At 60.3% G+C, this 13134-nt stretch carries 14 protein-coding genes; 8 read left to right on the top strand and 6 right to left on the bottom strand.

Annotated features, from left to right (window positions below; all coding sequences use genetic code 11):
• Positions 1–100: 100 nt before the first annotated feature.
• Both GTP58_RS00130 and GTP58_RS00125 read left to right on the top strand, forming a co-directional pair.
• Entirely contained in the window at positions 101–997 is an 897-nt protein-coding gene (locus GTP58_RS00130) for a LysR family transcriptional regulator (protein ID WP_161075791.1), read from the top strand.
• 102 nt (positions 998–1099) lie between these two features.
• Positions 1100–1669 carry an alpha/beta hydrolase gene (locus GTP58_RS00125; protein WP_161075790.1) on the top strand — a complete coding sequence of 190 codons (570 nt, stop codon included), beginning with the start codon at positions 1100–1102 and terminating at the stop codon, positions 1667–1669.
• On the opposite strand, the gene rph is transcribed toward GTP58_RS00125, so the two are convergent.
• Genes rph through GTP58_RS00110 form a run of 3 tightly spaced genes read right to left on the bottom strand, consistent with a single transcriptional unit; the run spans position 1638 to position 4347 of the window.
• Positions 1638–2366 (bottom strand): ribonuclease PH, encoded by a 729-nt coding sequence (gene rph, locus GTP58_RS00120; RefSeq protein ID WP_161075789.1) that lies wholly within the window; start codon positions 2364–2366, stop codon positions 1638–1640. The two genes, GTP58_RS00125 and rph, sit on opposite strands and share 32 nt — an antisense overlap.
• A gap of 10 nt (positions 2367–2376) precedes the next feature.
• A complete protein-coding gene (locus GTP58_RS00115; RefSeq protein ID WP_161075788.1) occupies positions 2377–3324 on the bottom strand; it encodes a PP2C family serine/threonine-protein phosphatase in 948 nt (315 codons plus the stop codon).
• Positions 3325–3348: 24 nt separating this feature from the next.
• A complete protein-coding gene (locus tag GTP58_RS00110; protein WP_161075787.1) occupies positions 3349–4347 on the bottom strand; it encodes a serine/threonine-protein kinase in 999 nt (332 codons plus the stop codon).
• Positions 4348–4435: 88 nt separating this feature from the next.
• On the opposite strand from GTP58_RS00110, the gene GTP58_RS00105 reads away from it, so the two are divergent.
• Together GTP58_RS00105 and GTP58_RS00100 are read left to right on the top strand one after the other, a co-directional pair.
• Positions 4436–5326, top strand: a complete 891-nt coding sequence (locus GTP58_RS00105; RefSeq protein ID WP_072781348.1) for a YicC/YloC family endoribonuclease — start codon at positions 4436–4438, stop codon at positions 5324–5326.
• Between the two features lie 139 nt (positions 5327–5465).
• A complete protein-coding gene (locus GTP58_RS00100; RefSeq protein WP_161075786.1) occupies positions 5466–5852 on the top strand; it encodes a nuclear transport factor 2 family protein in 387 nt (128 codons plus the stop codon).
• Here GTP58_RS00100 and GTP58_RS00095 read toward each other — a convergent pair whose 3' ends face one another.
• A complete protein-coding gene (locus GTP58_RS00095) occupies positions 5853–6140 on the bottom strand; it encodes a putative quinol monooxygenase (RefSeq protein ID WP_161075785.1) in 288 nt (95 codons plus the stop codon).
• A 49-nt stretch (positions 6141–6189) separates the two neighbouring features.
• Between GTP58_RS00095 and GTP58_RS00090 the strand changes: the two genes are divergently transcribed.
• The 4 genes from GTP58_RS00090 to GTP58_RS00075 all read left to right on the top strand — a co-directional run bounded on the left by GTP58_RS00090 (position 6190) and on the right by GTP58_RS00075 (position 10308).
• Positions 6190–6933 (top strand): DUF72 domain-containing protein, encoded by a 744-nt coding sequence (locus GTP58_RS00090; RefSeq protein WP_161075784.1) that lies wholly within the window; start codon positions 6190–6192, stop codon positions 6931–6933.
• 82 nt (positions 6934–7015) lie between these two features.
• The gene (gmk, locus tag GTP58_RS00085) at positions 7016–7654 is read left to right on the top strand and encodes a guanylate kinase (protein WP_072781354.1); all 639 of its coding nucleotides are present in this window, start codon (positions 7016–7018) and stop codon (positions 7652–7654) included.
• Between the two features lie 30 nt (positions 7655–7684).
• The gene (rpoZ, locus tag GTP58_RS00080) at positions 7685–7888 is read left to right on the top strand and encodes a DNA-directed RNA polymerase subunit omega (RefSeq protein WP_005665923.1); all 204 of its coding nucleotides are present in this window, start codon (positions 7685–7687) and stop codon (positions 7886–7888) included.
• 83 nt (positions 7889–7971) lie between these two features.
• Entirely contained in the window at positions 7972–10308 is a 2337-nt protein-coding gene (locus GTP58_RS00075; protein ID WP_072781573.1) for a bifunctional (p)ppGpp synthetase/guanosine-3',5'-bis(diphosphate) 3'-pyrophosphohydrolase, read from the top strand.
• 34 nt (positions 10309–10342) lie between these two features.
• On the opposite strand, the gene GTP58_RS00070 is transcribed toward GTP58_RS00075, so the two are convergent.
• Positions 10343–11026, bottom strand: a complete 684-nt coding sequence (locus GTP58_RS00070; RefSeq protein WP_202413441.1) for an NF038129 family PEP-CTERM protein — start codon at positions 11024–11026, stop codon at positions 10343–10345.
• Positions 11027–11061: 35 nt separating this feature from the next.
• On the bottom strand, positions 11062–13101 hold the full coding sequence (locus GTP58_RS00065; protein WP_161075783.1) for a hypothetical protein: 2040 nt from the start codon (positions 13099–13101) through the stop codon (positions 11062–11064).
• Positions 13102–13134 lie beyond the last annotated feature (33 nt).

Genomic DNA, 13134 nt, shown 5'->3' with positions numbered 1-13134 from the left:
ACCTCTTAAAGAAGATGGAATGAAGCCAGTATAGACCGCACTCGGGCGCTTGATTAGTCATCAATGAGGCGATACATTGTTGACCAAACAGGGACAATTTATGCTCAATCCACAGCGTCTGGCGATTTTCGCCACTATCATCAAAGCCGGCAGCATCAGCGCCGCGGCGGCCCAGCTCCGCATCGGCAAATCCGTGGTTTCACGCCAGCTGGCCAGGCTGGAAGAGGAACTGGGTGCGCGGCTGATTCAACGCTCCACGCGCAAGCTGGCGCTGACCGAGATAGGCGACCAGGTGCTGCAACAGGCCCGCCAGATCGAGCGGGCATTGGGCAATATCGAACAGCTGACCGACCAGCACCAGCAACAGGTGCGCGGCCTGCTGCGCGTTTCCAGCTCCATCGCCGCGCGGCGGCCACTGGTTCCGTTGCTGGCGGAGTTTGCGCAGCGCTACCCGGAAGTGAAGATTTCGCTGCAACTGGAAGACCGCATCGTGGACCTCATCGATGAACAGATTGATGTGGCGATACGCACTTCCAGTCTGGTCGATTCCTCGCTGGTCGCACGCAAGCTGGCCGAGAACCGCAGCGTCATCGTCGCCGCGCCCAGCTATCTCGCCCGCGCCGGTACGCCGCAGACCCCGGAAGACTTGCGCGATCACGCCTGCCTGCTCTACACGAACGGCGGCCGGGTATTCGATGAATGGACTTTCACCGGCAAGGAAAACATCTACGCCGTGCGTGTCGATGGCCCTTTGCAGATCAATGACGGCGGCTCGCTGGTCGGCGCGGCCGTGGCGGGAGCAGGCATATTGCGCGTGCCCGTCGCACTGGCGCGCAAGGAGCTGGCGGAGGGTTCACTGGTGCAGGTGCTGGCCGATTGCCCGCTGCCGCAAGGCCCGGCAACCTATGCGGTGTATCCCGCGCGTGAGTTTCTGGCGTTGAAGACGTCGGTGTTTATCGACTTCCTCAAGGAGCGCATGAATCAGGCTTCCAGCTGATGCATGGCCGCCACCGCCACGCGCACGATTCATCGGCTTCGCCATGGAATGGAGGCCGATTAATGGGGCATACTGGATGCGGTCAACCACCAAGGAGTGTGCATGTCTGTATTGATCGTGCCGGGAATCGGCAATTCGGGAGCGGAGCATTGGCAAACGCGCTGGCAGGAAAAATACGCGGACATTACCCGCATCGCGCCGGCAAGCTGGGATGCGCCGGACTGCGACGACTGGGTCGCGGCGATTGAGCGTGCGGTGCAGGCCAGCGGCCCGCAAACGCAGATTGTCGCGCATAGCCTGGGATGCCTGGCCGTCGCGCATTGGGCGCACAGTCGCGTCACCGGCGGCGCGGCTACGGACACAAACGGGATTGCCGGTGCGCTGCTGGTTGCGGTGCCTGATCCTGATGGCCCGGTCTTCCCTGGCGCCGCCCGGGGATTCGCGCCGCTACCAACACAGCGCCTGCCCTTCCCCTCGCTGATCGTCGCCAGCGACGACGATCCGTACGCCAAGGCTGACTACGCACAGCGCTGCGCACAAGCCTGGGGCAGCCGCTTGCACCGTATCGGCAAGCGAGGCCACATCAACGCCGCCAGCGGCTTGGGCGATTGGACCGAAGGCTGGCGGCTGCTGGAAAGCCTTACAGGCCTAGGGTCTGCTTCTGCAGTTTGACGAGATCCGCAATACCGGACTGCGCCAGGTCCAGCAGACGGTTCATGCCTTCACGGTCGAAGGCTGCACCTTCCGCCGTGCCCTGCACCTCGATGAAGTGGCCGGCATCGGTCATCACCACGTTCATGTCGGTATCGCAGCCCGAGTCTTCGATGTAGTCCAGATCCAGCACTGGCGTGCCTTGATACACACCGACCGAAATCGCAGCGACAAAATGCTTGAGCGGGATCGCAGGAATGGCGCCGCGCGCGGCCAGCTTGGAGAACGCGTCATACGCCGCCACCATGGCGCCGGTGATCGATGCGGTACGGGTGCCGCCATCGGCCTGGATCACGTCGCAGTCCAGGTGCAGCGTACGTTCGCCAAACGCTTCCAGGTCGAACGCCGCACGCAGCGAGCGGCCGATCAGGCGCTGGATTTCTTGCGTGCGGCCGGACTGTTTGCCCTTGGCGGCTTCGCGGTCCATGCGGCTGTGGGTCGAGCGTGGCAGCATGCCGTATTCGGCGGTCAGCCAGCCCTGGCCTTTCCCTTTCAGGAAGCCTGGTACTTTCTCTTCGATGCTGGCGGTGCAAATCACCTTGGTGTCGCCGCATTCGATCAGCACCGAACCTTCGGCGTGCTTGGTGTAGTCACGGGTCATGCGCAGGGTGCGCAGCGCATCGACGGCGCGGCCGCTAGGGCGGGTTACAACGGTCATACAGTTTTCCTTATTTGAGGATTTGGGAAGATTTTTCGATCGCACCGCGAATCTCCGCGATGGCTTTTTCTATTTCGTCGTCATCGAAGGCGTCGGCTTCGGCCGATGCTGCTTCGGGCGCGGGCGTGTCGCGGATGGTGGTGCTGTGAAGGCCTTCCGGCAGCGCCTCGGTGGAAATCACCGTCGCCGTCACCGGGTCGTCCATGCCATCCACCACCGAACTGCCCTGCCACATGATGGCCAGCGCGGTGACATTGTCGCTGGCATCGCCCGCAGCGCGCAGCGCGGCTTGCAGCACATCCGGCACGGCGCGCACCACGGTGTGCGCGTGCATGCGGGCCACCAGCTCATCGTCCGGCAGCATAGACCACAAACCGTCGGAACACAACAGCACCAGATCGCCCGGCAGCAGGCCGGCGCCACCGCCTACCTCGATGCGCGGCGGCGTGTCGGCGCCGAGACAGTTCCACAGCTTGTTGCGGTCCGGGTGCGTGGCGCGTTCGGACGGCAGCGCCAGGCCTTTGGCGATCAGGTTTTCCACATGCGAGTGATCGCGCGTGCGGGCAAGGATCTGGCCACTGCGCATCCAGTACAGGCGCGAATCGCCGCAATGCGCCCAGGTCGCAGTGTTGTGCTGGACCAGGCAGGCGACGATGGTAGTACGCGGCGTCTCCGGCATCTGGTGCGTGTGGCGGTACTGGTGGATGTCGCGGTGCGCGGCCTGAAACGCCTCTTCCAGAAAGCGCTGCGGCTTTTTCACATAGGGCTGCGCCTGTTGCTGGAACAGCGTGGAGATGGTTTGCAGCGCCACCGTGGCGGCCACCTCGCCGCGCAAATGCCCGCCCATGCCGTCGGCCAGCACCAGCAGCAGCGCGTCGCGCGTGAAGCTGTAGCCCATGCGGTCCTGATTCACCTTGCGGCCGCCGATGTGACTTTCCTGGTACACGGAGAATTGCATGGCGACGTCCTTATCGAATCGGAATCAGATCAAGGTATCCGGACCGGCCTTGGCCCGCGCTGTGCTGCTGCCGCCCAGGCGCCCCAGCAGACCGCGCAACCGGTCGAGCATGGTGGCCGGTGGCGGCGCCGGTGCGGCTGCGGGCTCCTTCTCCTGCAGCGCCTTCTGCACCGCGAACAGGCTTTGAGGACGATCCAGCGGTTCGACCTCCAGACACCAGCGCACCAGCTTGACCAGTGCCGGCGAATACTGGCCTTCCAGCTTGTCGAAGTGGCTGGCCATTTTGTCTTCGGTCTTGCGCTGGTCGGCCGGCTGTGGCGGCGAACCGACCATGCAGGCAAAGATCGACGCGCCGATGCTGTAGATATCGGTCCACGGTCCCATGCCGGTCTTGGCGTACAGCTCGGGCGGCGCAAAGCCGGGCGTGTACATCGGCGTCAGCGTCGGCATATCGGTGTTGACGGTTTGACGCGCCGCACCAAAGTCCAGCAGCATGGGCGTGCCGTCGGTGCGCAGATAAATATTGGCGGGTTTCAGGTCCAGGTGCAGCAGCTTGTTGGCGTGGACTTCGCGCAGGCCTTTGACCACCTGGGTAAAAATGGTGCGGATAAAAAGTTCGCCTACTTTAACGCCCTTGCCGCGCTGCCGCTGGATGTGCTCCTGCAGCGAATGGCCAGATTCATAGGCCATAACCATATAAACCGTTTCGTGCGCGCGGAAGAAATTGAGCACGCTGACCACATTGGGGTGGGAGATGCGGGCCAGCGCCCTGCCCTCCTCAAAAAAGCACTTCAAGCCGATGCGGAACACGGCAAGATTGGCCTTGGAGACGGCTGGAACCAGGTCGCCCTCCTGCCGAAGTGCCAAAGAACTAGGCAAATACTCCTTGATTGCGACAGCGACACCGTCAGTATCGTACGCAAGGTAAACAATACTGAACCCACCGGACGCAATTTTCTTTACAATGCGATATCCAGCAATTTCCAGACCATCTGGTAAGGGGGCGTTGTTTTGTGCAGCCATAAGGTTCCTCGCCTCAACAACCGGATTGTGTGGATAAATCACTGTTTTGTAAAGATTAAATCGGGGATATCCATTGAGCATTTCCAGCATGACGGGCTACGCGGTCGCCACCAGTGAAAGTGCGGCGGGAACACTGACTATTGAAATCAAGAGTGTGAACTCGCGGTTTTTGGACTTACAGTTCCGAATAAACGACGATTTGCGTGCGCTTGAACCCGATTTACGCTCAGCGATCATGGGCGCCATCACCCGTGGCAAGGTCGAACTGCGCCTGAGCTTCGGCCGCAAGGCCGCGACAACGGGCACGCAGGCGCTGAATCTGCCGCTTTTGACCGAATTACAACGCTTGCAGGGTGAAGTCGGCGGCTTGTTCCCGGGCGTGCAAACGATGTCAGTTGCTGAGCTGCTGCGCTGGCCAGGTGTGATTGAAGAGGCGCAGATCGGCCAGGAGTCGCTGCAGGCGGACGTCGCCATCCTCGCCGGCCGCACGATTGAGGCGTTTGTGCAGAGCCGCCAGCGTGAAGGCGCGGCGCTGGAAGCCATGCTGATTTCGCGCATCGAGGCGATGGAAGCCATCGTCAAGCGCATTACGCCGCTGATTCCGCAAGTGGTGGCGGCGTTCCAGCAAAAGGCGGTGGAGCGCATGCAGGATGCCTTGGGTCTGGCTTGCCAGGGGTCGAATTCGGCGCTGTCGCGCCAGGATGCACTGGAGCGCATTCGCCAGGAAGTGATCTTGTACGGCATCCGTATCGACGTCGCCGAAGAGCTGGGCCGCCTGTCGGCGCACCTGACCGAAACCCGTCACATCCTGAAAAAAGGCGGCCAGGTCGGCAAACGCCTAGACTTCATGATGCAGGAACTGAACCGCGAAGCCAACACGCTGGGCGCGAAAGCCTCGGTCAAAGAACTGGCCGACGCCTCGATGGAGCTCAAGCTGCTGATCGAGCAGATGCGCGAACAGGTGCAGAACCTGGAATAAACCCAAGGAGCTCCGGCTCCTTTTTTAACGCCCGGATTATTCACCCATATGCACAAAGCATTCGGCTTTAACGGATTTATCCAACAATGATGTAGCGCTACAGTGGAGCCATACCAACTTCCACTGAAAGCGAAACATCATGAAAAACGCCAGCCAATTACTCCACGCCTATCTGGACAACATCCAGGACCCAGCCGCTGCAGCGGCGCTGTTTGCCGACGACGGCGTGCTGGAACTGCCGACACTGGGCGCCAACGTCCGCGCGGTCGGCCCGGCCGCCATCGAAGCGTTTATCGGCGGCCTGCTGAAGAAAGTGCCGGACTTCCGCTTCAAGGACGTGCAGCTATTCATTGAAACCGGCGACCAGGCTTTTGGCGAATACAGCGTCGAGGTTGACGTGCCCTCCACCGGCAAGCTCTACAAACAAACCTACGCCGGCCGGCTGGTCGCCAAAGACGGCAAAATCCAGCTGCTGCGCGAAGCCCTGGACACCCTGGCCGCCGCCAAGGCCTTCTCGCCAGACTAGTTACAACACCTGGTTCAGCTTGAGGATCTGCACATCAGCTTTGCCGCCGATGGTCTTGACCAGCTCCTGGAAGTGCGGCGCGGCTTCATGTTCGGCCAGCGCGGCGGCGTCGCGCCAGGCTTCGAGCATGACGAAGCTGGCGTGGTTGCCCAGGTCCACATGCAGGTCGTAGCGGATGCAGCCCGCTTCCTCGCGGCTCAGGGGCACAATCTTCTCCAGCGCCTCGCGCACCAGTACTGCGTTGCCGTCCTTGGCGGTAATGGTGGCGACGACGATCAGGTCTTTCATGGTATATCCCGGTGTAGACTTAAACCTCGATACTATCAGGAGACGGAAGATGGCGCAGATCAGGGCTGGCATCGGCGGTTGGGACTTCGCTCCGTGGCGCGAGACCTTCTATCCGAAAGATGTGCCGGTCAAGAAGCAGCTCGAATACGCCAGCACGCAAGTCACCAGCATTGAAATCAACGGCACCTTCTACCGCACCGCCAAGCCCGAACATTTCGCCAGCTGGGCCGGAAAAACGCCCGACGATTTCGTCTTCTCCGTCAAGGCCACGCGCTACGCCACCAACCGCAAGGTGCTGGCCGAAGCGGGCGAATCGATCCAGCGATTCATGGACAGCGGCCTCACGGAACTCGGCGACAAACTCGGCCCCATCCTGTGGCAGCTGGCCAACACCAAGCAGTTCGACCCCGACGACCTCGAAGCCTTCTTCAAGCTGCTGCCCGCCAAGCTAGGCAAACGCAAGCTGCAGCACGTGCTGGACGCGCGCCACGACAGCTTCCTCAACGAGGACTATCTCAAGCTGGCGCGCAAATATAAGATCGCGACCGTGCTCACCGACTCGCCCAAATTCCCCAACTTTACCGAGCTGACCGGCGAGTTTGCCTACGCCCGCCTGATGGACGCACAAAGCGGCATCGCCACCGGCTACACCAAGCCGGCATTGAAGAAATGGGCCACCCAGGCCACGCACTGGCAGGCGCAGACGAAGTCCGGCCAGGTCTACGTTTACTTCATCAACGGCGCCAAGGAACGCGCGCCCGCCGCAGCGCAGCATTTCCTCTCCCTCCTGTAAATTGAACTCTCGCCGTTGCTCTTGGTAAAATACATCTTTGGGCGACGGAAAAGTCGCCTGCTGACGTTTTTGAAAGATCAACATGAGCTCAACCAACGCATTCTCGGGCAGCCTGTTTGTCGTCGCCGCACCGTCCGGCGCCGGCAAGTCCACGCTGGTCAACGCGCTGCTGGCCAAGGAACCGACCATCAAGCTGTCGATTTCCACCACCACCCGCGCGCCGCGTCCGGGCGAAACCCACGGCAAGGAATACTACTTCACCACCGCCGACGACTTCATCGCGCGCACCAAGAACGGTGAATTCCTGGAGTGGGCCGAAGTGCACGGCAATTACTACGGCACCTCGCGCCTGATGGTGGAAGAACAGATGAAAACCGGCACCGACGTGCTGCTGGAAATCGACTGGCAAGGCGCGCGCCAGGTCAAGAAACTGTTCCCGCAGGCGGCCGGCATTTTCATCCTGCCGCCATCGATCGCGGCGCTGGAAGAACGCCTGTACAAACGCGCCACCGACGAGCCGCACGTGATCACCAAACGCCTGCTGGCGGCGGGCGGCGAAATCGCCCACGCCCCCGAGTTCGAGTATGCTATTATCAACGAAGAATTCGACGTAGCGCTGTCGGAACTGACGGCGATCGTCCGAGCAGCCCGTTGCCGGTTTGCGCAACAAGCGGCACGCAACACCTCGCTCTTTGCCCAGCTGGGCATCCACGCTGAATAAATAAATACACAAGATTTTTAGGAGTTATAGATGGCCCGCATTACGATTGAAGATTGTCTGAAAAACGTCCCTAACCGTTTCCAGCTGACCCTGGCAGCGACCTACCGCGCACGCCAGCTGCTGCAAGGCCACACCCCGAAAGTGGAAGCCAAGGACAAGCCGACCGTGGTCGCCCTGCGTGAAATCGCCGCCGGCAAAGTCGGTCTGGAAATGTTGAAGAAAGTCCCAATGTAAGTTGGGACCGCGTTCCCGAACAATGTGAATGATGCGGTTTAGCAGTAGTATTGGACATTCCCATCGTGACGGAACGCAACCGTATGAATCTGATCCCTGCAGATCCGACATTAAGTGCCAAGCCCGCCCGGGCGAAACGGCCGACCAAAGCGTCGGCCGCGGCCATGTCTGGTCATGATGCAGGGGATAGCACCGCCAACGCACTCGCACCACCAGCCTCTCCCCCTGCACCTTCTGTGATCTCCTCGTCGCCCCTGGCCACGCCCCCTGCCCTGACGGCCGGTGTTGCGTCGGTGTCCCATCTGACTGAAAAACTGGCTGAGTACATGAACGCCGCCGACCTGAAAAAGGTCAAGGAAGCGTATCGCTTCTCGGACGAAATGCACCTCGGCCAATTGCGTAAATCCGGCGAGCCTTACATCTCACACCCGATCGCGGTCGCGGAAATCTGCGCCGACTGGAAGCTCGATGCGCAAGCCATCATGGCCGCGCTGCTGCACGATGTGATGGAAGACCAGGACGTCAAAAAGGAAGAGCTCATCGAGCGCTTTGGCGCGCCCGTGGCCAACCTGGTGGACGGCTTGTCCAAGCTGGAGAAAATCGAGTTCCAGAGCCAGATCGAAGCGCAGGCGGAAAACTTCCGCAAGATGCTGCTGGCCATGGCCTCGGACGTGCGCGTCATCCTGATCAAGCTGGCCGACCGCCTGCACAATATGCGGACCATGGACGTGATGGCGCCCGCCAAAAAGGCGCGCATCTCCAAGGAGACCATGGAAGTGTATGTGCCGATTGCGCACCGCCTCGGCCTGAACAACATCTATCGCGAACTGCAGGACCTGTCGTTCTCGCACCTGTTCCCGCTGCGCTACCGCACGCTGGCCAAGGCGGTCAAGGCGGCGCGCGGCAACCGCCGCGAAGTGGTCAAGAAGATTTTGGAGTCGGTCAAGAACACGCTGACCATGGCCAATATCGAGGCCGAAGTCTACGGCCGCGAAAAGACCCTGTTCGGCATCTACAAGAAGATGCGCAGCAAGCACCTGTCGTTCTCGCAGGTGCTGGACGTGTATGGCTTCCGCGTGGTGGTCGACAGCTTCCCCAACTGCTATGTGGCGCTGGGCACCCTGCACTCGCTGTACAAGCCGATGCCGGGCAAGTTCAAGGACTACATCGCGATCCGCAAGCTCAATGGCTATCAGTCGCTGCACACCACGCTGATTGGCCCGTACGGCACGCCGGTGGAGTTCCAGATCCGCACCCAGGAAATGCACCGCACCGCCGAATCGGGCGTGGCGGCGCACTGGCTGTACAAGAACGGCGACGCCAATATGTCGGACCTGCAGCAGCGTACCCACGCCTGGCTGCAATCGCTGCTCGACATCCAGCAGCAGACCGGCGACTCGGCCGAATTCCTCGAACACGTCAAGGTCGACCTGTTCCCGGATTCGGTATACGTGTTCACGCCCAAATCGAAAATCATCGCCCTGCCGCGTGGCGCCACGCCGATTGACTTTGCATATGCGATCCACACCGGCATTGGCGATCACACGGTGTCGGTCACCATCAACAACGAGCCGGCGTCGCTGCGCACCGAGCTGCGCAATGGCGACATCGTCGAGATCGTGACAGACACGGAATCGCGCCCCAGCCCGAGCTGGCTGTCGTTCGTCCGCACCGGCAAGGCGCGGTCGGCGATCCGCCACCATCTGCGGACGATCAACTTGCCCGAGTCGATCGCGCTGGGCGCGCAGCTGCTGTCGCAGGCACTGACCTCGCTGGGCATCAGCCCGGAGCTGGAAGACCATCTGATCGAGCGCCTGCTCAAGGAGTCGAGCGCCAAGTCGCTGGACGAGCTGTATGCCGACATCGGCGTCGGCAAGCGCATGGCGGCGCTGGTGGCACGCCATATCTTTGGCCTGCGCGGTGGCGAATCGGTCAGCGCGCCGGTGGACCACAACAGCGCATCGGAGCTGGACCCGGTCACCATCTGCGGCAGCGAAGGCGTATCGGTGCAGCTGGCGCCGTGCTGCCTGCCGATACCGGGCGACTCCATCATCGGCCAGCTGCGCCGCGACCAGGGCCTGCTGGTGCATACCGCCGACTGCACCCTGGCCAAGCGCCAAAAAGCCAAGGAGCCGGACCGCTGGATTGCCGTCAAGTGGGGCACGGAGCTGAACCGCCGTTTCGACAGCCGCATCAAGCTGCTGATCAACAACGAGAAAGGCATCCTTGCGCGCGTAGCGGCGGAGATCGGCGAATCGGACGCCAACATCACCTACGTCGGCATGGACGAGGACAAGGAACACGTGCTGCACCAGCTGCGCTTCACGGTGCAGGTCAAGGACCGCGTGCACCTGGCCGGCCTGCTGCGCAACGTGCGCCGCGTGGCAGGCGTCAACCGCATCCTGCGCGAGCGCAGCTAAAACGAAGCCGGCAGACGCCGGCTTCGTTTTCCTCTTACACTGCGAACGCTGCTGCCGCTTTACGGCGGCGTGCCAGCCCCAGCAAAGCTATCCCGACACCCATCATTGCCCAGCTGGAGGGTTCAGGTACCGCCGATACTGAATGCAGTGCCAACACTGGAGGCACCGGACCAACACCTGCAACACTGTCAAACACCTGATAGCTCACCGAGCCCGGCTTCGCACTGGTTTTCGACGGTGTCCAGTAGAATTGCAGCAGGCTACCGCTTGCTGGATCACCATTACCCAGCAAGGTAAGCTGGTCAGCACCATAGATCGATACCGACAGCGCTGACAGAGCACGGTTGACCGCAGGGTCCGTTGCACCGCTGAAGTCCACATTGAAGCCGACCTTGCCGCCAAAATTCACGGCATGGAACAGATCAGCGCCAAGGCCCGTATTGCTCAGTGTATAGCCACTGGCAAGCGAGCCCTGTACATCCCCCGAAATCTGCGCGGGCGCCAGCGTGCTGAAGCCGGAGAAACCAGACAGGCTCGCACTGGCGACAGCCGCCTTGGCATTGAATGGCAGGAAAGACAGATCGATCCACCCGCCACTGTTTACATTACCAAAGCTGCTAGTATCGATTTCCACGTGCAAGGTATCGGCGCTCGCCAGCGCTGCACTGGCGCCCAATACCAGTGCGAGCAAGGCACGGCGCATTTGAAGATTTAACATGATAGAGATTCCTCGTAACATTAAGGGACAAGCGATCAGAAGATGCCGCTATAAATCTTGTTGTCGTAGTTGATGGGGGTTTTGCCCGGATTGTCAAAAACCAGCGGAATGGTTACCGTGCCGTCCGGCTCCAGCGCACCTTGCACCGTAATGTAAGGCGAACCGTTATGGCTGCCGGTAGCATTGGACAAGATGATGCCTGCGGTCAGGTTGTTGAACTGCAGGTGCAGTGGACCTGCCAATGAAATGCTGCCGGTGTTCGCCAGCACGATATTGCCCACATACTTGCCGGTGGCACGGTTGTAGGCCAGGCCATAACCGGTAGTACGAATATAGCCACTCACATCGATGTAGGTCGGCGCCAGGTTCACATTGATTGTATGCACCACGCTCTTGATGCCATCAGCCTGTGCATCCAGGTCAATCACGCCGTCGGTGTAGCCGGTCAGTGTGTAGCTCCATTTGCCCTGCGCATCGGCTACGGTGCTCACCGAGGACAGCCAGCCGGTGCTGCGGTTGGCGGCGGTCAGTAGCACGGTCGAGCCAGGTGCCGCGGTGCCGTTCAAGGGCATGTCGGCACGTCCCCAGTTCGTCGATGGAATAACGATGGTCGGAATAATGCCGTCCGAAATCGCCACAGTCACATCCGCCGGTTGTACCACAGCGTAACCGGGGTCCGCAGAAGCAACCGTGTGAGCAATGGTTGCGCTGTGCTTGCCTTCAGTAATGCCATCTGCCACTGCCTGCACACTGAAAATTTGCGGCGAACTCCAGTTAGCCGGCGTAAACGTCAATTCGCTACGCACCAAGCTGAGCTGAGCATTGGTAGTCGCTTTAATTTTAACGTCTGCATTCGGTGCCTGGTTCAGCGACACGCTGTAAGTGCCAGCGTTACCGCCCTCTGTCAGGGTCAGCTGGTTGGTCGACAAGGTCACGCCTGGCGCAATCCCCAGGTCGGCAATCGTGATCGACTGCATGCCTCGTACGTCCGTGACAGTAAACACGACGTAGCGGCCATCTGCAGAAAAGCTTGGCGGCCCAAAGACTTGCATCGAAGTCTGAACAATCTTACGGGTGAGCTTGGTGAAGCGGTCGTAGACATACATGATACCTGCCTGCACATAGCCGACATAGCGGCCATTACCACTAACGGCCGCATACTGAACCGTCCCGTTGATATAGCTGACCATCTCCGTTTTACCGGTCTTCCGATCGCGTACATAGGCGCCGGCATTGTTATTCATTGGAGGAGTGGGTGACAACGCCTTGTCTGTAGATACAAATACAAATATCATCCCATCGTCGCTCATCGAAACATCACTCGTATTAATCGTAGAGCGGCTACCATCCATCCTGACGTCTATTGGTTCGGTCGTTCCCGTCACGCGGTCATACACCGAAATATTAAAGAAGGTGCCTCCAATGTTACGGCCGGCATAGCCGATGTAACGGCCATCGCCGCTGATAGACACGCGGCTAGTGCTGAGCTGCACACCTTGGGCATTAGTACTGCTGGTGATTTTGTTCACCATATCCCGCACATAGATTTTGGCGACATTCTGAGCGGTCGTGGTACGGAATGCCACGAAGCGGCCATCGGCGCTAATCCCCGTGCCATTGTTGCCTGGCCGGTCATCGCCGGTATCAGGAATCATCTGCGTCGTATTGGTTTCTTTGTCGTAGACGAAATTCGCGCTGCCGCCAGCGGTTTTGCCGCCCATGTACGAGGCCACACAAGTGAACACCAGGTAGCGGCCCGTCGCATTCATGGATGGGTAGTTACACGCAGCATTGGTTGGCGCAGGGTCGCCAGTTAACGTCAGATTGGCCTGTACGCGCTGCCCGGTACGCATGTCCTGAATATACTCGTTCACAGGATAGAAAGCGGGATCGCGGCGCTGCTGAAGTTTGAACGAAACATAGCGGCCATCCGCGCTGATATTGGCATACGGCTCTTGCGCGACCAGATCAAACGGAATGCTTTGAATGACGATATCAGGTGCGGCATGCACCTGCGCCATCGCGGCACTGAAAGTGAACAACAGCCCTGCGGCTGCTTTGCTTGCTGAACTCATGAAGTTACCCTTCAAAATTGGGCCGACGGCAGC

The organism is Duganella sp. CY15W, from assembly GCF_009857555.1.
GTDB lineage: Bacteria > Pseudomonadota > Gammaproteobacteria > Burkholderiales > Burkholderiaceae_D > Rugamonas > Rugamonas sacchari.
The sequence above is the reverse complement of the archived record's forward strand: the minus strand, read 5'-3'. Positions and strand labels throughout refer to the sequence as shown.

Coding starts and splice junctions, on each gene's coding strand:
- gmk (WP_072781354.1), top strand. CDS start 7,016: ATGAGCTCAACCAACGCATTCTCGGGCAGCCTGTTTGTCGTCGCCGCA.
- GTP58_RS00130 (WP_161075791.1), top strand. CDS start 101: ATGCTCAATCCACAGCGTCTGGCGATTTTCGCCACTATCATCAAAGCC.
- GTP58_RS00115 (WP_161075788.1), bottom strand. CDS start 3,324: ATGCAATTCTCCGTGTACCAGGAAAGTCACATCGGCGGCCGCAAGGTG.
- rpoZ (WP_005665923.1), top strand. CDS start 7,685: ATGGCCCGCATTACGATTGAAGATTGTCTGAAAAACGTCCCTAACCGT.
- GTP58_RS00100 (WP_161075786.1), top strand. CDS start 5,466: ATGAAAAACGCCAGCCAATTACTCCACGCCTATCTGGACAACATCCAG.
- rph (WP_161075789.1), bottom strand. CDS start 2,366: ATGACCGTTGTAACCCGCCCTAGCGGCCGCGCCGTCGATGCGCTGCGC.
- GTP58_RS00075 (WP_072781573.1), top strand. CDS start 7,972: ATGAATCTGATCCCTGCAGATCCGACATTAAGTGCCAAGCCCGCCCGG.
- GTP58_RS00065 (WP_161075783.1), bottom strand. CDS start 13,101: ATGAGTTCAGCAAGCAAAGCAGCCGCAGGGCTGTTGTTCACTTTCAGT.
- GTP58_RS00125 (WP_161075790.1), top strand. CDS start 1,100: ATGTCTGTATTGATCGTGCCGGGAATCGGCAATTCGGGAGCGGAGCAT.
- GTP58_RS00105 (WP_072781348.1), top strand. CDS start 4,436: ATGACGGGCTACGCGGTCGCCACCAGTGAAAGTGCGGCGGGAACACTG.
- GTP58_RS00090 (WP_161075784.1), top strand. CDS start 6,190: ATGGCGCAGATCAGGGCTGGCATCGGCGGTTGGGACTTCGCTCCGTGG.
- GTP58_RS00110 (WP_161075787.1), bottom strand. CDS start 4,347: ATGGCTGCACAAAACAACGCCCCCTTACCAGATGGTCTGGAAATTGCT.
- GTP58_RS00070 (WP_202413441.1), bottom strand. CDS start 11,026: ATGTTAAATCTTCAAATGCGCCGTGCCTTGCTCGCACTGGTATTGGGC.
- GTP58_RS00095 (WP_161075785.1), bottom strand. CDS start 6,140: ATGAAAGACCTGATCGTCGTCGCCACCATTACCGCCAAGGACGGCAAC.